Origin of the sequence: Saccharothrix coeruleofusca, assembly GCF_014648515.1 — a bacterium.
Lineage (GTDB): Bacteria > Actinomycetota > Actinomycetes > Mycobacteriales > Pseudonocardiaceae > Actinosynnema > Actinosynnema coeruleofuscum.
This window is the reverse complement of record NZ_BMRG01000005.1, coordinates 37577-55393: the sequence shown is the minus strand read 5'-3', so window position 1 is coordinate 55393 and position 17817 is coordinate 37577. Positions and strand designations below refer to the sequence as shown.

At 73.7% G+C, this 17817-nt stretch carries 19 protein-coding genes and 1 pseudogene; 9 read left to right on the top strand and 11 right to left on the bottom strand.

What is annotated here, in order from left to right; all coding sequences use genetic code 11:
- Positions 1-1071, top strand: coding sequence for an LOG family protein (locus tag IEZ00_RS15635; RefSeq protein WP_189223993.1), 1071 nt, complete (start codon positions 1-3; stop codon positions 1069-1071).
- 119 nt (positions 1072-1190) lie between these two features.
- On the opposite strand, the gene IEZ00_RS15630 is transcribed toward IEZ00_RS15635, so the two are convergent.
- The 3 genes from IEZ00_RS15630 to IEZ00_RS15620 are packed head-to-tail and all read right to left on the bottom strand — an operon-like array spanning position 1191 to position 3442.
- A complete protein-coding gene (locus tag IEZ00_RS15630) occupies positions 1191-1724 on the bottom strand; it encodes a PIN domain-containing protein (protein WP_189223992.1) in 534 nt (177 codons plus the stop codon).
- Positions 1725-1727: 3 nt separating this feature from the next.
- On the bottom strand, positions 1728-2837 hold the full coding sequence (locus tag IEZ00_RS15625) for a helix-turn-helix domain-containing protein (RefSeq protein ID WP_268248731.1): 1110 nt from the start codon (positions 2835-2837) through the stop codon (positions 1728-1730).
- Positions 2838-2887: 50 nt separating this feature from the next.
- Positions 2888-3442, bottom strand: a complete 555-nt coding sequence (locus tag IEZ00_RS15620) for a YbaK/EbsC family protein (RefSeq protein WP_189223990.1) — start codon at positions 3440-3442, stop codon at positions 2888-2890.
- 66 nt (positions 3443-3508) lie between these two features.
- Here IEZ00_RS15620 and IEZ00_RS15615 point away from each other — a divergent pair, with 66 nt between their 5' ends.
- Positions 3509-4267 (top strand): MerR family transcriptional regulator, encoded by a 759-nt coding sequence (locus IEZ00_RS15615; RefSeq protein ID WP_189223989.1) that lies wholly within the window; start codon positions 3509-3511, stop codon positions 4265-4267.
- A 55-nt stretch (positions 4268-4322) separates the two neighbouring features.
- On the opposite strand, the gene IEZ00_RS15610 is transcribed toward IEZ00_RS15615, so the two are convergent.
- From IEZ00_RS15610 to IEZ00_RS15590, 5 genes are all read right to left on the bottom strand, one after another.
- Positions 4323-4868 carry a type 1 glutamine amidotransferase domain-containing protein gene (locus IEZ00_RS15610; RefSeq protein WP_189223988.1) on the bottom strand — a complete coding sequence of 182 codons (546 nt, stop codon included), beginning with the start codon at positions 4866-4868 and terminating at the stop codon, positions 4323-4325.
- A 9-nt stretch (positions 4869-4877) separates the two neighbouring features.
- On the bottom strand, positions 4878-5537 hold the full coding sequence (locus IEZ00_RS15605) for an alpha/beta fold hydrolase (RefSeq protein ID WP_189223987.1): 660 nt from the start codon (positions 5535-5537) through the stop codon (positions 4878-4880).
- A 10-nt stretch (positions 5538-5547) separates the two neighbouring features.
- On the bottom strand, positions 5548-5841 hold the full coding sequence (locus tag IEZ00_RS15600) for a DUF2516 family protein (RefSeq protein WP_189224293.1): 294 nt from the start codon (positions 5839-5841) through the stop codon (positions 5548-5550).
- A 108-nt stretch (positions 5842-5949) separates the two neighbouring features.
- The gene (locus IEZ00_RS15595) at positions 5950-6555 is read right to left on the bottom strand and encodes a hypothetical protein (RefSeq protein ID WP_189223986.1); all 606 of its coding nucleotides are present in this window, start codon (positions 6553-6555) and stop codon (positions 5950-5952) included.
- A 5-nt stretch (positions 6556-6560) separates the two neighbouring features.
- Positions 6561-6944, bottom strand: coding sequence for a helix-turn-helix domain-containing protein (locus tag IEZ00_RS15590; RefSeq protein WP_189223985.1), 384 nt, complete (start codon positions 6942-6944; stop codon positions 6561-6563).
- A gap of 111 nt (positions 6945-7055) precedes the next feature.
- Between IEZ00_RS15590 and IEZ00_RS15585 the strand changes: the two genes are divergently transcribed.
- The gene (locus tag IEZ00_RS15585) at positions 7056-8183 is read left to right on the top strand and encodes a methyltransferase domain-containing protein (RefSeq protein WP_189223984.1); all 1128 of its coding nucleotides are present in this window, start codon (positions 7056-7058) and stop codon (positions 8181-8183) included.
- A gap of 20 nt (positions 8184-8203) precedes the next feature.
- On the opposite strand, the gene IEZ00_RS15580 is transcribed toward IEZ00_RS15585, so the two are convergent.
- A complete protein-coding gene (locus IEZ00_RS15580; protein ID WP_189223983.1) occupies positions 8204-8593 on the bottom strand; it encodes a TFIIB-type zinc ribbon-containing protein in 390 nt (129 codons plus the stop codon).
- A gap of 85 nt (positions 8594-8678) precedes the next feature.
- Here IEZ00_RS15580 and IEZ00_RS15575 point away from each other — a divergent pair, with 85 nt between their 5' ends.
- Positions 8679-10646 carry an NACHT domain-containing protein gene (locus tag IEZ00_RS15575; RefSeq protein WP_229795756.1) on the top strand — a complete coding sequence of 656 codons (1968 nt, stop codon included), beginning with the start codon at positions 8679-8681 and terminating at the stop codon, positions 10644-10646.
- Here IEZ00_RS15575 and IEZ00_RS15570 read toward each other — a convergent pair.
- Positions 10635-11807, bottom strand: coding sequence for a pyridoxal phosphate-dependent aminotransferase (locus IEZ00_RS15570; RefSeq protein WP_189223981.1), 1173 nt, complete (start codon positions 11805-11807; stop codon positions 10635-10637). The two genes, IEZ00_RS15575 and IEZ00_RS15570, sit on opposite strands and share 12 nt — an antisense overlap.
- Before the next feature lie 80 nt (positions 11808-11887).
- On the opposite strand from IEZ00_RS15570, the gene IEZ00_RS15565 reads away from it, so the two are divergent.
- Positions 11888-13093, top strand: coding sequence for a DUF445 domain-containing protein (locus IEZ00_RS15565; protein ID WP_189224292.1), 1206 nt, complete (start codon positions 11888-11890; stop codon positions 13091-13093).
- A gap of 82 nt (positions 13094-13175) precedes the next feature.
- On the opposite strand, the gene IEZ00_RS15560 is transcribed toward IEZ00_RS15565, so the two are convergent.
- Positions 13176-13643 carry a CGNR zinc finger domain-containing protein gene (locus IEZ00_RS15560; protein WP_229795753.1) on the bottom strand — a complete coding sequence of 156 codons (468 nt, stop codon included), beginning with the start codon at positions 13641-13643 and terminating at the stop codon, positions 13176-13178.
- Between the two features lie 178 nt (positions 13644-13821).
- Here IEZ00_RS15560 and IEZ00_RS15555 point away from each other — a divergent pair, with 178 nt between their 5' ends.
- The 4 genes and pseudogenes from IEZ00_RS15555 to IEZ00_RS15540 form a co-directional block, all read left to right on the top strand.
- Positions 13822-14346 carry a PadR family transcriptional regulator gene (locus IEZ00_RS15555; protein ID WP_189223979.1) on the top strand — a complete coding sequence of 175 codons (525 nt, stop codon included), beginning with the start codon at positions 13822-13824 and terminating at the stop codon, positions 14344-14346.
- Entirely contained in the window at positions 14343-15020 is a 678-nt protein-coding gene (locus tag IEZ00_RS15550) for an ABC transporter ATP-binding protein (protein ID WP_189223978.1), read from the top strand. The genes IEZ00_RS15555 and IEZ00_RS15550 overlap by 4 nt, the downstream gene beginning before the upstream one ends.
- Positions 15017-17299 (top strand): ABC transporter permease, encoded by a 2283-nt coding sequence (locus IEZ00_RS37790; protein ID WP_189223977.1) that lies wholly within the window; start codon positions 15017-15019, stop codon positions 17297-17299. Before IEZ00_RS15550 ends, IEZ00_RS37790 begins: the two co-directional genes overlap by 4 nt.
- Positions 17296-17817 (top strand): annotated as a pseudogene (locus IEZ00_RS15540) (FtsX-like permease family protein); the annotation flags it as partial. The gene IEZ00_RS37790 and the pseudogene IEZ00_RS15540, both read left to right, overlap by 4 nt.

Genomic DNA, 17817 nt, shown 5'->3' with positions numbered 1-17817 from the left:
GTGCGCACCCAGATCCTCGACGTCGACCAGGCCCGCGAAGCGGGCGACCTGCGCGGCGCGGTGCTCGTCGGACTGGACCTCAACGGTGTCGACCTGCGCGTGCCGCTGGACGGCGCGCTGTTCCTCGGCTGCGCGCTCAGCCCGCTGACCCGGCGGCGCGCGGAAGCGGCAGGCGCGCTGGTCTTCCCCGCCATCCCCGACCTGCCCTACGAGGTGTACCGGTCGCGGCTGTACACCCCGGCCGAGCTGTTCGACGGCTTCGACCCGGCCCGGCCGGAGTCCTACGGCGACACCCTGGACGCCCGCGCCTACCGGCACAGCAAGCAGCAGGGCCACCACCCGGACCCGCTGCACGCGCTGGCCGAGCGGCTGCACGACCACGCCATCACCGAGGCGCTGGGCGACGCGCTCACCGGGTCGCCGGTGGCGGTGATGGGCGGGCACGCCCTGGGCCGGGACACCCCCGGCTACCGGCGCGCGGTGGCGCTGGGCGCGGCGCTGGGCGAAGCCGGGTTCACCGTGCTGACCGGCGGCGGACCGGGCGCGATGGAGGCCGTGCCGCTGGGCGTGCGGGCGGGCGTGGACGAGTCCGTGCTGCGCGACCTGGCGCGCGTGCCGGGGTTCGGCCACGACGCCGAGTCCATCGGCCGCTGGATCGCCGCCTGCCCGCCGCTGCCCGAGTTCGACCGGCCGCGCACCATCGGCATCCCGACCTGGTTCTACGGCCACGAGCCGCCCACCCCGGCGTGCGAGCTGCACGCCAAGTACTTCGCCAACTCCGTGCGCGAGGAGGGCCTGCTGACCGTGGCCACCGGCGGCATCATCTACACGCCGGGCAGCGCCGGGACCGTGCAGGAGGTCTTCCAGGACTACACCCAGAACCACTACGGCTCGGTGGGCCCCGCCGCGCCGATGGTGTTCCTGGGCAAGGAGTTCTGGGTCAACGAGATCCCCGCCGCGCCGCTGGTGCAGCAACTGGCGCGCGGGCGCGAGGCCGAGCGGTGGGTCCTGGTCACCGACGACGTGGCCGAAGCCGTCGCCTTCCTCACCGACTACGCCAGCACCCTCTGACGCCCGCGAGTCGCGCGTTCCGGCACCGCGAACCGAGCGTTCACGCACCTCGGGTGGTACTTACCGGCCCTCGCGATCCCGCCGGGTAGTACTTGCCGACGCGGCTTCGGCTTGTGGGGTCAGGGGGTGAGCAGGCCGTGGTCGGAGGCCCACTTCTCGAAGCCGCCGGGCCGGAAGGGCAACCGGTAGTCGCCCTCCATGAGGTGGTCGGCGAGTTGCGCCACCAAGGGCACGGTGAGCAGCCCGCCCCGAATCCCCTCGCACAGCAGTCCGAGGGTGCCCACGTGCTCGACGCCGAAGCGGTCGGCCGCCTTGCGCGCCGCCGAGTCGTCCACGACAGCCACCGCCCCAGCCGTGCGGGCCAGCGCGAGGACCGCCGCTTCACCCCGGTTGCGGTTCCGCACCACGAGGTACTTCGAGAACTTGCGGTAGGCGTCGATCTCCGCCTCGTCGGCCAACTCGTGGACCTCCAGCCACGGGGCGTCGAGGACGAACCGGAGGTGCGGGTGGACGCCGACTCCGTTGCGGAGTTCCTCCACGACGGCGTCGGGCACCTTGGCGACGCGCTCGCCGACCACCGCGCGCAGCACGCCGAGCCACTGCTGCTTGGCGAAGTGGCTCAGCGGTCCGGTGTCGAACACCAGTGCTTTCATCGGCTACCCCACGAACGACCAGATGGCGTCCTCGGGCAACCGGGGCAGCGGGGGCAGTGACGCCTCGTCCCAGGTGTCCAGCAGCAGGTCGACCGCACGTGCCGGGGACACGGTCTCCTCGCGGTACAGGCGCAGCACCGCCCGTTCGTAGGCTCGGGGCAGGCTCGGCGGGCTGAGTTCGTCGGTGACCACGAGGTTCAGCTCGACGATGTCGGCCCGCGTCGTGCGCACGCCCCTGATCTGGTGGGCGGCGCCGTGGTCCACGAGCCCCAAGTCCAGCAACCGCCGCGCCAGCGTGGACATGTCCACGCGGTACTCGCTGGCCGTCCGGACCGCGGCGGTGCGCAGGCCGTCGTGGTCCGCCGCGTCGCGCCACAGTGCGGTCATCCCGGCTTCGGGCAGCAGCAGGGCGCGGGCGAACCGGTCGAGCCTGGCTTCCCAGCTGTTGGCGTCCAGGGTCTCGGCGAGGCGCCAGTCGACGGTGTACTCGTCGGCCAGCAGGTAGTGCGCGAACTCGTGCGCGACCGCCAAGCGGCGGCGTCCCACCTGCAGGTCGCCGTTGACCAGCGCGATCCCGCCGCGCTCCAGCAGCACCGAAGCGGCGTCGGCGGATTCGGCCCCCAGGGGCAGCGCGAACACCAGCAGACCCTGCTCGGCGACCAGGTCGGCGATCTCCCTGACCGGTTCGCGCTCGTCCAGTCCCAGCAGGGTGCGAGCTCGTCGCGCCATCGCCTCCACCTCGGCGGTGGAATCGGGGCGGCTCACCGGCTCCACCGAGCGGAGGTCGAACTGGCGGTCCTCCTCGAGCACGAACTCGACTTCCCGCGCGATGCGCTCGACCACCACGTCGATGACCGGGCTGGCGGCGCCGGGGTCCTGGACGTTGCGGTGCGACACGATGGCGGCGGGCGCTTCCTCCAGGAACCACTCGACGCGCAGGCCGAGTTCGTCGGCGATGCGGGCGAGCTGGAGCGCCGAGAGGCGCTGCACCCCGTTCTCGACCTTGTTCAGCGCGGGCCTGCCGAGGGAGACCGCGTTGGCCAGTTGCTCCTGCGTCAACCCCACGCGGGTCCTGGCCTCGGCTATGCGTCGTCCGAGGGTTGCCGCATCCACCACCACATGTTCGATTTTAGAACGTGCGGGGTGTCCCGCACATCACCCGATCAGCGGGCGAGGGCTTCGACGACCTCGGCGCCGGGGAGCTTGGCCAGCACCTCGCCGGGGATGAGGATCTTGCTGCCCCGCACGCCCGAGCCGATGACCAGCTCCGGCGCGGCCGCCACCTCGGGCGACAGCAGCACCGGCCACTCGGCGGGCAGGCCGACGGGGGTGATGCCGCCGTACTCCATGCCGGTCAGCGTCACCGCGTCGTCCATCGGCGCGAACGACGCCTTGCGCGCGTCCAGCCTGCGCCGCACCACGCCGTTGACGTCGGCCCGCGTGGTGGCCAGCACCACGCACGCCGCGTAGCGCACCGCGTCACCCCGCTTGCCCGCGACGACCACGCAGTTGGCCGACGCCGACAGCGGCGAGCCGTAGTGGGCGCAGAACTCCGCCGTGTCGGCCAGCGAGGGGTCGATCCCGGTGACCGCGAGCCGGGCCGCGTCGGCCGGGTCGAGGGCGCGCAGCGCGGCGGCCACCGGCTCGGCCACCAGGTCCAACCGGTCCAGCGCGGGGACGGGCGTCAGCGATCCAGCGATGCTCCACACGACACCCATCCTGCCGGCTCGCCTTGACGTTGACGCAGCGTCAAGCTCTACCGTCGAACAGGCGGAGGAGGCGGGATGGCCTGGTCGATCACCGAGGTGGCGCGGATGTCCAAGGTGACGTCGCGGACGCTGCGGCACTACGACGCGATCGGCCTGCTCACGCCCGCCCACGTCGGCAGCAACGGCTACCGCTACTACGAGCGCGAGCAGCTGCTGAGGTTGCAGCAGATTTTGTTGCTGCGCGACCTGGGCCTCGGCCTCGACGCGGTGGCCGAGGTCCTGGACGGGCGGCACCGCGTGGTGGACGTGCTGCGCGCCCACCACGCGTGGCTGCGCGCCGAGCAGGAGCGGCTGGCCCGGCTGGCGAGCACCGTCGCCCGGACCATCGAGGAAGTGGAAGGAGGTGCGGAAGTGGACATGGCGGAGCTGTTCGACGGCATCGACGCCGACCGGCAGGCCCGGTACGAGGCCCAGCTGGTCGAGCGCTTCGGCGAGGGCGCGCGGCAGCACATCGACGAGGGCAGGCGCCGGATGCGCGGCTGGACCAAGGCGGACGCGAGCGCGTACCTGGCCGAGTGGGAGGACATCACCAGGGCTTACGCGGAGCTGTCCGGCGCGGGCGTCGCGGTGGACGCGCCGAGGGCGCTGGAGCTGACCGACCGGCACTACCGGTGGATCTGCCGCAGCTGGACGCCCGACCGGGAGTCCTACACCGGCCTGGGCAGGCTCTACGTCGACGAGCCCGAGTTCAGGGCCCAGCTCGACGCCCACGCCGAGGGGGTCGCCGAGTACGCGCGCGACGCCATCGCGGCGTACGCGCGGGTTCGGCTGTGACACTCGGCTGCGGGGAGCTGCAGATCCCCGCAGCCGGGTGGCACGGGCCGGGGCGTCACAGGCCGAAGGCCGTCAACGCCTCGCGGTTGAACGCGGGCAGGTCGTCGGGCGTGCGGCTGGTGACCAGCGTGTAGCCGTTGGCCGGGCAGACCCGGACCTCCTCGTCGGCCCACTGGCCGCCCGCGTTGCGGATGTCGGTGGCCAGGCTCTGGAACGAGGTCAGCGCCTTGCCCCGGATCACGTCCGCCTCGACCAGCAGCCACGGGCCGTGGCAGATCGCCGCCACCGGCTTGCCCGAGCGGGTGACCTCCTGCACGAACCGCACGGCGTCGGCGTTCATCCGCAGGAAATCCGCGTTGGCCACGCCGCCGGGGATCACGACGCCGTCGTAGTCGGCGGGGTCGGCGTCGGCGTAGGCCAGGTCCACCTCGAAGGTGTCCGCCGGGGTCAGGTGGTGGAAGCCCCGCACCTCTCCGAGCTGCGGCGCGATGAGCCGGGGCAGGCCGCCCGCCTTCTCCACCTGCTGCCAGGGGTCGGTCAGCTCGACCTGCTCGATGCCCTCCGTGTCGACCAGGAACGCGATCTTCTTCTGTTCGGCCATGCCGGTCGGCTACCCGGCCAGGAAGTCGGTCAACCACCGCCGGACCGGCGCGCGGTGCGCCAGCCAGGACGGCACCAGCTCCAGCCGCCCGCGCGGGAACGCCGCCGCGACCTCCTTGGCGACCTCCTCCGGGTGCAGCGGGTCCTCGGTCGCGCCGATCACGAGCACGGGGGCGCGCACGCGGGCCAGGAGCGCGCGGTCGGGCACCGCGGTCTGGCCGGGGAGCCGGGCGAGGGCGTGGTCGAGGCGGGCGAACGCGGCGCGGCGCTGGGCCTGGTACTCGGGTGGCCCGCCGACGGCGGTGATGGCCTCCTCGCGCGGCAGCGCGGGGCGCGGGGTGTCCAGCACGGCGGGCAGGAGGAGCACGACGCGCTCGAAGGCGTCCGGCTGGTCGGCCAGCAGGGACAGCAGCGCGCCGGAGGTCAGCGAGACGCCGACGGCGCGGGTGGCCCCCGTCCCGGCGGCGGCGGCGCGCAGGTCGGCGGCGATGCGGGGGTAGGTCCAGTAGTCCGGTTCGGGGTCGGGTTCGTCGCCGTGCCCCGGCAGGGTGACCACGACCCTGGTCCCCGGCACGCCGGAGGTGGGCAGGCGGGCCTCGCCGGGGGTCGCGCCGAGGCCGTGGCCCACCAGGGTGACCGGCGAGCCGGTGCCGTGGCGGTGCCAGGTCACCACCTCGCGGTCACCACCTGGGGCCGCGCTGGACCTCGATCAGCCTTGGCCGGACGTCGACGATGTAGACGGTGACCGCGACCAGCCCGGCCAGCCAGAACATGCCGCCCGCGCCGTAGAGGTGGAACAGCAGCAGGGCGAACGTGCCGCCGCCGGTGATGCCCAGCCACGCGGGTTTGGTCAGGCGCTCCGCCGCCGTGTACGCGTCCGCCCGCTGCGACAGCGCGTGCGCGAACGCGAACACGCCGGTGAACAGCCCGGCGTAGTGCACGAAGAAGAGGACCCAGAAGTCGAGGTACTCCAGGCTGAGCGGTGGGGGCAAGAGCAACACGGGTTCCAGACTACGTGCGCCGGGCGCGCGGGGTACACCCGAAACGGGGCGTCCCTGGTGGGACGCCCCGTTCCGGTGGGCTCACTCGGCGGTGTCGGTGGCCTTCTTGGCCGTGGCGCGGGCGGTGCCCGTCGTCTTGCGGGGAGCGGCCTTGCGGGTGGTGGTGCGCACTTCCTGCGCCACGTCGCCGCCGACCTCCTCGACCTTGACGGCCAGCTTCTCGGTGGCGTCGTCGACCTGGTCGGCCACCTTCTCGCCGACCTCGCGGGTGCGGCGGGTGACCTTGCCGAGCACGTCGTCGGCGGCGTCGCGGACCTCGTCGGTCGCGGTGTCGACCTGCCGCAGCGCCTCCTGGACCTGCGGCTGGGTCTTGATCTTCTCCAGCGCCTGCTCGCCGTGCTGGGCCAGGTACTGGTAGAGGTTGAGCGCCGACTGGGTGTAGGCGTCGACGATCTTGCGCAGCTCGGCCGGGTCGAACTTCTCCTTGAGGTCCTTCAGCTCGGTCGGCAGGTCGCGGCCCGCGGTGCGGGCGGCCTCGGCGCGCTCCTTGGCCTTGGCCAGCGCGTCGATGACGGCCTTGGCGGCCAGGTCGCCCGCGCCCAGCGCGGCCAGCAGCGGGGTGCGGGCGGCGGCGGCCACCTGCTCGCCCGCCTTGCGCAGCTCTTCGGTGGTGGGCAGGTTCGGCATGGAGCTCACTCCTCGGGCTTGGGTTGGGTGGCGGTGTTCTCCCGCCGGAACGACTCGTAGACGTCGAGCAGCACCTGCTTCTGCCGCTCGGTCAGGTCGGGTGCGGTGGCGATGGCGTCGGCCAGCGCGCCGCCCTCGCGCTGCTCCAGGAAGCCCGCTTGGACGTAGAGCGCCTCGGCCGAGATCCGCAGCCCCTTGGCGATCTGCTGGAGGATCTCCGCGCTGGGTTTGCGCAGGCCCCGCTCGATCTGGCTGAGGTAGGGGTTGGACACGCCCGCGAGCTTGGCCAGCTGGCGCAGCGAGATCTTGGCGGTGCTGCGCTGCTGGCGGATGTACTCGCCGATGTCGCGGCCGAGGTCCGCGACGGCCTTGTCCAGCGGCTTGTCCACTCGCGCACCTCCCCGGTCCGACTTCCACGGTACGGCGAGGTGCTAGCAGCTGCAAGCGGAGTGCTTGCAACCTCGGCGTGTGCTCGACCACACCGGCGTTACGGTGGGGGCGTGGACTTGGCGACGGAGCTGCGCGCACGGCTGGTCGACTCCCTGGTGGACGCCGGGGTGCTGCGCGATCCCCGCTGGGTGCGGGCGTTCCGCGAGGTCCCGCGCGACGTGTTCCTGCCGGGCTTCTTCGTCCAGCGGCACGACGGCACCTGGTCCGCGATGACCCCGGACTCACCCGACTGGCTGACGGCGGTGTACCGCAACCAGGTGTGCGTGACCCAGCTCGACGGTGACGACTCGGCCTGGGAGCGGGCCCGGCGCGGCGGCGCGGTCGGCGTGCCCACCAGCTCGTCGAGCATGCCGACGATCATGGCGATCATGCTGGAGGCGCTGGAGCTGGACGAGGGCCACCGCGTCCTGGAGATCGGGGCGGGCACCGGCTACAACGCCGCCCTGCTGTGCCACTTCCTCGGGCAGGAGCGGGTCACCACGGTCGACGTGGACCCCGGCGTGCTCGCGCGGGCCGCCCGCCACCTCGCGCTCGCCGGGTACCGGCCCGCCTGCGTGCTGGGCGACGGCGAGCGGGGCTGCCCCGAGCGGGCCCCCTACGACCGGGTGCTGGGGACCTGCGCGGTGTCCCGCGTGCCGACGGCCTGGCTGGCCCAGACCCGGCCCGGCGGGCTGGTCGTCACCACGCTCAACCGGGCGCTGGGGGCCGGGCTGGTCCGGGTCGAGTCGGACGGGGCGGGCGGCGGGGTCGGGCGGGTGCTGCGGGAGGACGGGCGGTTCATGCCGCTGCGGGCGCACGCCCCGACCTGGTCCCGCGCCGCCCTGGAGCACGCCCGCACCGCGCCGCCGGAGGACTCGCGGACCACGGAGCTGTCGGCGCGGTCGGTGGTGGAGGCGTCCAGCGGGTTCGAGTTCTTCGCCGGGCTGGTGCTGGGGGACGTGGTGGTGGGGTTCGACCCGGTGCGCCTGGCGCACCCGGACGGGTCGTGGGCGCGCCACCGGCACGGCGTGGTCGAGCAGGGCGGTCCCCGGCGGCTGTGGGACCTGGCCGAGGAGGGGTACCGCCGGTGGCGCGCCCTGGACCGGCCCCGCAGGCAGCGCTTCGGCGTCACCGTCACGCCCGACGCGCAGTGGTTCTGGCTCGACGCCCCGAACTCACCGCACCGCTGGCCGCTCTGACCCGCTCCACCCGCGCGGCGTCAGTCGAACAGCTCTTCCAGGAAGCTGCGCCTGCGCGGGTGCCCGTAGTGGCCGGGGTAGCCGGGGTAGCCGGGGTGACCGCCCCCGTACGGCGACGGGGCGGGCACTCCGGGGGGAGGCGTGCCCGGCGGCGGCTGGTACGGCGGCGGTGGCTGGTACGCGGGCGGGGCGCCAGCGGGCGGGGCGCCTGGTGGCGGGGCGTCGACGGGCAGGGTGGCCGTCGGGGCTGGCGCGGCGGGCGGCTGGGCGTAGTGCTCCCGCTCGGCGGCGATGATCTGTTCCAGCTCGCCGCCGTCGAGGAACACGCCGTGGCAGTTGTCGCACTGCTCGATGTGGACCGCTCCACGGGTGAGCGTGCGCATCAGGTCCTGGCACTTCGGGCAGATCACGCGATCGAGGGTACGCACGGCGCGGGGCGCGACACAGGGGTAGCCGCGTCGACACCGGCGGTGACCGGTGAGCCATGATGCCGGGGTGTCCAGTTTTCGCCAGCGCGCCGTGCTCGCGGGGTGCGTGCTGGCCGCCCTCCTCGCGGCGGCCGGCCTGTTCGCCACCGACTACGGCATCGACCCCGACCTCTGGCTGATCGTGCTGGCCCTGGGGTTCGTGCTCTTCCTCGCCGCCCTGGACCCCTGGCTGCACCGCCGCAAGGCCGCGGGCCTGGCCACCGACGCCAACCTGGCCGCCGCGCGCGCCGCGCTCGCCACGGCGCTGCGCGGCCAGTGGACCGAGGAGTTCACCGCCCGAGGGCTGCGCCGGGGCGAGCTGCTGGACCTGCACTGGAGCGCACCGGAGCCGCCGCTGGGCGACCAGCCGGCCGCGCCGCCGGGACGCAGCGACGCGGTGGTCGAGGCGTTCGAGCGGCAGCCGCGCGGACGCCTGGTCGTGCTGGGCGAGGCCGGGGCGGGCAAGAGCACCACGACCCTGCTGCTGACCATCGGGCTGCTGGAGCGGCGGGGCGACGGCCCGGTGCCGGTGCTGCTGCCGCTGTCCACCTGGGACCCCGACGCCGAGGACGTGCGGACCTGGATGACCCGGCGGCTCTACGAGGACCACCCGGCCCTGCGCAACACCGAGCTGTACGGCAGCTACGCGGCCGACCTGCTGGTGGAGCAGCGGCTGGTGTTCCCGGTGCTCGACGGGCTGGACCAGCTCCCGGCGGCCAAGCGGGCCGACGCGCTGGCGCGGCTGAACCGGGCGTTCCCGCCCGCCACGCCGCTGGTGCTGACCAGCCGGGTGGCGGAGTTCGCCGACGCGGTGGCCGCCGCCGGTCCGGTGGCCGGGGCCGACGTGGTGCAGCTGCACCCGCTGGACCACGAGGAGATCGCGGGCTACCTGCGCGCCTCCACCGACCCGCTGCACGCCGCCCGCTGGGAGCCGATCTTCCTGCACCTGCGCGCCGAGCCGGACGGGCGGCTGGCCGAGGCGCTGTCCACGCCGCTGGCGGTGTGGCTGGCAGGCGTCGTCTACGGCTCCGGCGAGCCCAGCGAGCTGCTGGACCGCAACCGCTTCCCGGACCGCCGGGCCGTCGAGCACCACTTGGTGGACGCGCTGGTCTCCGGCGCGTTCGGCGACCGCGCGGTGGCCCACGACGTGCGCGCCAGCCAGGTCTGGCCGCGCGACAAGGCGCACCGCTGGCTGACCTTCCTGGCCACCCACCTGCACGCGCGCGGCATCCGCGAGCTGGCCTGGTGGGAGCTGCGGCGGGCGGTGGGCCGGACGTGGCTGGCGCTGCTGGGGGCGCTGGCGCTGGGCTCCATCGGCGGGTTCGGGGTGGCCTGGCTGATGGCCTACGCGAGCACGCCGGACCTGGCGCCGCTGACCGGGCTGGTCGCGGGCCTGCTGGTGGCCGCCGCCGCGCTGTCCGCGTCCCGCCAGCGCACCGCCAAGCCCCGGCTGGGCGCGTGGCGCAGCCTGCTGCTGACCAGCGCCGTGCTGGGCACGGCGGCGGGGCTGGTGTTCGGCGCGCTCTACGGGCTGTCCGCGGGCCTGGTCGTCGGGCTGGGGCTGGCCGTGGCCACCGCGCTGCGCTTCGCGCTGGGCAGCGCGGCCGAGCTGACCCAGCCGTCGAGTCCGAAGTGGACGATGGCGCGGGACCGGGTGGCCACCTGGACCGGGTCGCTGGTGCTGGCCGTGGTGTTCGGCGCGGCGGCGGGGCTGGTGTTCGGGCCGCACCAGAGCGGGATGGTGGGCCTGGGGCTGGCCTCCGGGCTGCTGCTGGGCTTCGCGCTGAGCGTGCTGCACCTGCGCTGGTGGTGGTTCACCGTGGCGCGGATCTGGTTGGCGCTGCGGGGGAAGCTGCCGTGGGAGCTGATGGTGTTCCTGGACGACGCCCGCAAGCTCGGCGTGCTGCGCCAGGCGGGCGCCTGCTACCAGTTCCGGCACGCCCTGGTCCAGGACCGGCTGGCGGGCGCGCGGGAACCGGTGCGGTCACAGGCTTAGCCGCGCCAGCCTGCGCAGCGCCTCGTCCAGCACCTCGTCCCGCTTGCAGAACGCGAACCGGACCAGGTGCCGCCAGCGGTCGGGGTGGTCGGTGAACACCTGCACCGGCACGGCGGCCACGCCGATCCGCTCGGGCAGCTCCCGGCACAGCCGCGCGCCGTCGGTGAAGCCCAGCGGGCGCACGTCGGCGGTGATGAAGTAGGTGCCCTCGCACGGCCGCACCGCGAAGCCCGCCTCGGTGAGCCCCTCGGCCAGCCGGGACCGCTTGTCCTGCAACGAGGTGCGCAGCCCCTCGACCCACTCCAGCTCGTGCCGCAGCGCGTGCGCCACGGCGGGCTGGAACGGCGCGCCGCCCACGAAGGTGAGGAACTGCTTGGCCGCACGCACCGCGGCGACCAGCTCGGCGGGCCCGCAGACCCAGCCGATCTTCCACCCGGTGCAGTTGAACGTCTTGCCCGCGCTGGAGATCGTCACGGTCCGCTCGGCCATGCCGGGCAGGGTGGCCAGCGGCACGTGCTCGTGGGCGTCGAAGACCAGGTGCTCGTAGACCTCGTCGGTGATCGCGACCAGGTCGTGCTCGACGCACAGCCGCGCCACCTCGGCCAGCTCCGCGCGGGTGAGCACGGTGCCGGTCGGGTTGTGCGGGGAGTTCAGCAGCAGCGCCCTGGTGCGCGGGCCGATCGCGGCCCGCAGCGCGGCGACGTCCAGGCCGAGCCTGCCGGTCTCCGGGTCCTCCACCAGGCCCACCGCGCGCCGGGTCGCGCCCGCCATGGCCACGCACGCCGCGTAGGAGTCGTAGTACGGCTCGACGAGCAGCACCTCGTCGCCCGGCTCGACCAGCGCCAGCAGGGTGGCCGCGATGGCCTCGGTCGCGCCGACGGTGATCAGGACCTCGGTGTCGGGGTCGTAGTGGGTGCCGTAGCGGGTGCGGTGCTCGGCGACGGCCTGCCGCAGCTCGGGCACGCCGGGGCCGGGCGGGTACTGGTTCGCGCCCGCGTCGATGGCGTCCTTGGCCGCCTGGAGCATCCCGGCCGGGCCGTCGGTGTCCGGGAAGCCCTGGCCCAGGTTCACCGCCCCGGTGCGGGTGGCCAACGCGGTCATCTCCGCGAAGATCGTCGAGGTGAACGGCCGCAATCTGGGGACAAGCGCTGGTACCCGCACAACCGGGAATCTTCACGGACAATGGCGGGGTGGAGCAACTGACGGCGGCTGACCAGCTCAAGCGGCGCGACCTGCGCCGGATGAAAATCGTGGCCACGCTGTTCTTCCTGGCGGCCACGGTGGTGTTCCTGGTGTCCCTGCTGTTCGAGGACGACGGCCCGGCCTGGGTGGGCTACGTGCGCGCCGCCGCGGAGGCGGGCATGGTGGGCGCGCTGGCCGACTGGTTCGCGGTGACCGCGCTGTTCCGCAGGCCGCTGGGGCTGCCGATCCCGCACACCGCGATCATCCCGACCCGCAAGGACAGCTTCGGCGACGCGCTGGGCACGTTCGTCGGCCAGAACTTCCTGGCCGAGGACGTGGTGCGGGACAAGCTGCGCCGGGTGGGCATCGCGCGGCGGCTCGGCGGGTGGCTGGCCCAGGAGGACAACGCCGAGCGGGTCACCTCGGAGGTGGCCAACGTGGCCAAGGCCGCGGTGACCGTGCTGCGCGACGACGACGTGCAGGCGATCGTCGAGCAGGCGGTGGTGCACCGGCTGGTGGACCGGCCGTGGGGGCCGCCGCTGGGCAAGCTGCTGGGCCAGGTGCTGGTCGACGGCGCGCACCACAAGCTGGTGGACCTGGTGTGCGACCGGTCCTACGACTGGGTGCGGGACAACCACCAGCGGGTCATGGACGTGGTGTCCAACCGCGCGCCGACGTGGTCGCCGAAGTTCGTGGACTCGCTGCTGGCGGACAAGGTCTACAGCGAGCTGCTGAACTTCGCGTGGGCGGTGAAGACCGACGTCAACCACCCGATGCGGCAGGCGGTGGACCACTTCCTGATCGAGTTCGCCGCGGACCTGCAGCACGACCCGGCCACCATGCGGCGGGCCGACCAGGTCAAGCAGCAGGTGATCGACCACCCGGACGTGCAGCGGGTGATCGGCTCGGCGTGGGGCACGGCCAAGCGGATGCTGCTGGACGCGGCCGAGGACCCGTCCAGCGAGCTGCGCAAGCGGGTGCGCGAGGGGCTGGTGTCCTTCGGCGCGCGGCTGGTGTCCGACGAGGCGATGCGGGCCAAGGTCGACGGCTGGCTGGAGAGCGCGGCGGGCTACGTGGTGAGCAACTACCGGGACGAGATCACCACGCTGATCACGGACACCGTCGAGCGCTGGGACGCCGAGGAGACCTCGCGCAAGATCGAGCTGCAGGTCGGGCGGGACCTGCAGTTCATCCGGATCAACGGCACGGTGGTGGGCGCGCTGGCCGGGCTGGTCATCTACTCGATCGGCCAACTGCTGGTCTGAACGCGCGACTCGCGGTGTCCGAGCGCTCGGTTCGCGGTGTCCGAGCGCTCGGTTCGCGGTGTCCGCGCGCTCGGTTCGCGGGTCAGGTGATGCTCAGCGCCCTGGCGCGCTCGCGCCAGTTGCGGGCCTTCTCGCGGTTGCCGCAGACCTGCATCGAGCACCAGGTGCGCGAGCGGTTGCGGGAGCGGTCGTAGAAGGCCGAGCCGCAGCCCTCCGCCTGGCAGAGCTTGAACCGCTCCCACGAGCCCAGCACGGCCAGCCTGGCCGCCGCGCCGAGCACCGCGCCGACCGCTTCCGCGCTGGCCAGGGTCGGCACCCCGTGGCTGAGGTCGACGGTGATCACGCCGGTGGCGGGCAGCGGGTCGGGCCGCTCCCTGGGTTCGCCGAGCGAGTGCCGCAGCGCCGCGCGCACGGCGCGGACCTCGTCGAGGTCCCCCGCCTCGCCCAGGTCGCGCTCGGCGACCCACGCGCGCCACGAGGCCGCGCTGTCCAGCACGTCCGTGCCGAGTCCCGGATCTCGGGTGTTGAGGAAGGCGAGCAGCAGTTCCACATCGTGTTCCGCATCGCTGACTCGACCGTGCGCCATAGCAGCGTGGTCCAAGCCGGCCGCCAGACCAGTCACCCTTACCACTGTAGGCGTCGCCGCGACCTCGTGTCGCGACCTCACCTCACATACGCTCTGACCTGCGTATACATAGTGTGTATACCTCGTGTGTATAGTGGCGCTCATGTCGATCGGACACACCCTGCTGGGCTTGCTCGAAAAGGGCCCAAGACACGGCTACGACCTCAAGCGGGCCTATGACGAGCGCTTCGGGCAGGACCGCCCGCTGCACTACGGGCAGGTCTACACAACGCTGTCCCGACTGCTGCGCAACGGCCTGGTCGAGGAAGCGGGGGTGGAGGCGGGCGACGGTCCCGAGCGCAAGCGGTACGCCATCACCGACGCGGGCGTCACCGACGTCGAGAAGTGGCTGAGCACGCCCGAGAAGCCCGAGCCCTACCTGCAGAACACGCTCTACTCCAAGGTCGTGCTGGCCCTGCTGTCCGGTCGCGACGCGGGCGACGTGCTGGACACCCAGCGCTCGGCGCACCTGGTCACCATGCGCGAGCTGACCAAGCGCAAGGCCGCCGGCGACCTCGCCGACCAGCTGATCTGCGATCACGCCCTGTTCCACCTGGAAGCCGACCTGCGGTGGCTGGAGCTCACCGCCGCCCGGCTGGACCGGCTCAAGACGGAGGTCGTCCGATGAGGGCGCTGCTGGAAGCCACCAACCTGCGCAAGTCGTTCGGGCCGACGCCCGCCCTGGACGGCGCGGGCCTGTCCGTGCGGGCGGGCGAGGTCGTGGCGGTCATGGGGCCGTCCGGTTCGGGCAAGTCGACGCTGCTGCACTGCCTGGCGGGCATCCTCCAGCCCGACTCGGGCACCGTGCGCTACCGGGACGCCGAGCTCAGCTCGATGCCCGACGCCCAGCGCAGCGAGCTGCGCCGCACCGACTTCGGCTTCGTGTTCCAGTTCGGCCAGCTGGTGCCCGAGCTGAGCTGCCTGGAGAACGTCGCCCTGCCGCTGCGGCTGGGCGGGATCAAGCGCCGCGCGGCCGAGTCCCGCGCCCGCGAGTGGCTGGAGCGGCTGGAGGTCACCGGCGTCGCCGACAAGCGCCCCGGCGAGACCTCCGGCGGCCAGGGGCAGCGGGTCGCGGTGGCCCGCGCGCTGGTCACCGGGCCGAGCGTGGTGTTCGCCGACGAGCCGACCGGCGCGCTGGACTCGCTCAACGGCGAGCGGGTGATGCAGCTGCTGACCGCCGCGGCCAGGGAGACCAACGCGGCGGTCGTGCTGGTGACCCACGAGGCGCGGGTGGCCGCGTACTCCGACCGCGAGGTCGTCGTGCGCGACGGCAAGTCCCGCGAAGTGGAGCCCGCGAGGTGAAGCGCTGGTTCTCCGACCTCGCCCTCGGCGTGCGGCTGGCGCTGGGCGGCGGCCGGACCTCGTGGGTGCGGCTCGTGCTGACCGGCGCGGGCATCGGGCTGGGCGTGGCCGTGCTGCTCGCCGCGTCGTCGGTGCCCACGATCTTCGCCGAGCGCGCCGAGCGCAGCTCACAGCAGGCGGCCATCCCCGGCGAGGCGGACGACCGCGCCCTGTACCTCAGGTGGTGGATAACCGAGTACCGCGCCGAGACGGTCGACGTCCGGTACATGATGGCGGGCGGGCCGCAGGCGCCGGTGCCGCCGGGCATCCCCGCCGTGCCCGGCGACGGCGAGATGTACGTCTCCCCCGCGTTGCGGGAGCTGCTGGACTCGCCCGAGGGCGAGCTGCTGCGCGAGCGCTTCCCGCAGAAGGTCATCGGCAGCATCGGCGACAACGCCCTCACCGCGCCGCACGACCTGGTGGCCATGGTGGGCGATCCGAGGATGCCTCGGGACTCCGCCGACCCCATCGCCAGGTTCGGCGGCCCCACGCAGGCGCAGGACCTCGGCCCGTTGCTGACGCTGCTGGTCATCGTGGGCTGCGTCGTCCTGCTGTTCCCCATCCTGGTCTTCGTCGGCATCAGCACCCGGTTGGCCGGGGCCCAGCGCGACCGCAGGCTGGCCGCGCTGCGGCTGGTCGGCGCGGGCGCCCAGCGGGTGCGCCGGATCGCCGCGGGCGAGGCGCTGCTGGGCGCCGTCATCGGGCTGGCGGTGGGCACCGGCCTGTTCATGATCAGCAGGCGGTTCGTCGAGGACGTGCGGCTGCTGGGGCTCAGCGTGTTCACCGGCGACCTGACCCCCGTGCCGTGGCTGGCGGTGCTGATCAGCGCGCTGGTCCCGGTGCTGGCCGTGGTCACCTCGGTGCTGGCGATGCGCCGCACGGTGGTGGAGCCGCTGGGCGTGGTGCGCCACACCAAGCCGGTGCGCAGGGTGCTGTGGTGGCGCCTGGTGCCGATCGCGCTGGGCACGGTCGCGCTGCTGACCCAGGCCGGTTCGATGGGCGAGTCCTCCGGCGGCGCGGGCAACCAGGAGGTGCTGATCGGCGGGATCGTCCTGCTGCTGCTGGGCATCCCCACGATGCTGCCGTGGGTGGTCGAGCGCTCGGTGAGCAGGCTGCGCGGCGGCGCGCCGTCGTGGCAGCTGGCCATCCGCAGGCTGCAGCTGGAGAGCGGCACGGCGGCGCGGGTCGTCGGCGGGGTCGCGGTGGTGCTGGCGGGCGCGATCGCCCTCCAGTCGGTGCTGACCAGCGTGTCCGCCAAGATCATCGAGGAGCCGCTGTCCGAGGCCGACCGCGGCAAGGTGCACGTCAGCCTGCGCCAGGAGCCGCAGGACCTGGCCCCGCAGGCGGTGGGCATGCTGGAGCGGGCCGAGGGCGTCAAGCGGGTGCACACGACGCAGTCGCTCGCCTACCGCACGGACACCCGCAACTACCAGGGGATCACCATCGGCACGTGCGAGGCGATGACCGCCTTGACCGCCCTGCCGGACTGCCAGGACGGCGACGCCTTCATGGTCGTCAACCAGGCGGCCACCGGGAACCCTGCCGTCGCACCGGGCACCACCGTCACCGCCTTCAGCGAGGACGAGGAGATCACGAAGAGCTGGACCGTCCCGCAGTACGAGTTGGTGCGGGCCGAGATCGTGACGCGCAACACGTCGGGCTTGTTCCTCACGCCCGCCGCGGTGCGCGGCGCGGACCTGCCGCCAGGCCGGACCCAGATCATGGTCGAACTCGACCAGAGCAAGGCCGACGCCGTCGAGCACGTGCGCAACGCGGTCGCACCGCTAACCTGGCGGACGTTCGTCAGCTTCGTGGGGGAGATCGACATGGCGGATCGGGTGGTGCAGTTCATGAGCGTGCGCCAAGCCCTGCTCGCGGGTTCGCTGATCACCCTGCTGCTGGCCGGGGCCAGCCTGCTGGTGCTCGCGCTGGAGCAGGTGCGCGAGCGCAGGCGGCCACTGGCCGTGCTGGCCGCCAGCGGCGTGCCGCGCGGCGCGCTGGGCCGGTCGCTGCTGTGGCAGAACGCGGTGCCGCTGCTGCTGGCGCTGGTGGTGTCGACGGCGGTGGGCACCGGTCTGGCGGCGCTGCTGCTGCGCGTGCTCGACCTGCCGGTCGCGCTCGACTGGGGCGGCATCGGCCTGCTCAGCGTCGCCGCGGCGGGGTTGGGCCTGGTGGTGACGGCGCTGACGCTGCCGTCCCTGCGCCGGGCCACGGGCGCGCTGGGGCTGCGCTCGGAATGAGCGCGCGGATGCGGTGGGCCGCCGACCTGGTCCTCGGCGTGCGGCTGGCTGTCGGGGGCGGCCGGACGTCGTGGGCCAGGTTGGCGCTCACCGCCGCCGGGGTGGGCCTGGGGGTGACGGTCCTGCTGCTGGCGGCGTCGATCGGCCCGGCCCGCGAGGCGAAGTCCGCGCGGGTCGCGGCCACCGCGCCGTCCTACGTCCAGGACGAGTCCGCGCCGCTGCGGGTGCGGCAGGTGTTCGTGGACTGGCAGGGCCGGAAGATCTCCGGCGTCGAGGTGGCGGCGGTCGGCCAGGGCGCCGCGCCGCCGCCGGGGGTCGGGCGCCTCCCGCTGCCCGGCGAGGTGGTCGTCTCGCCCGAGCTGCTGGAGCTGATGGCGGCCGACGACTCCGCGCGCGCCCGGTTCCCCGAGCGGGTGATCGGCGTGATCGGCGAGGTCGGCCTGCCGCGCCCCAAGTCGCTGCTGTTCTACGCGGGCCTGGCGGACACCGCCGCGGCCGCGCCCGCCCTGGGCTTCGGC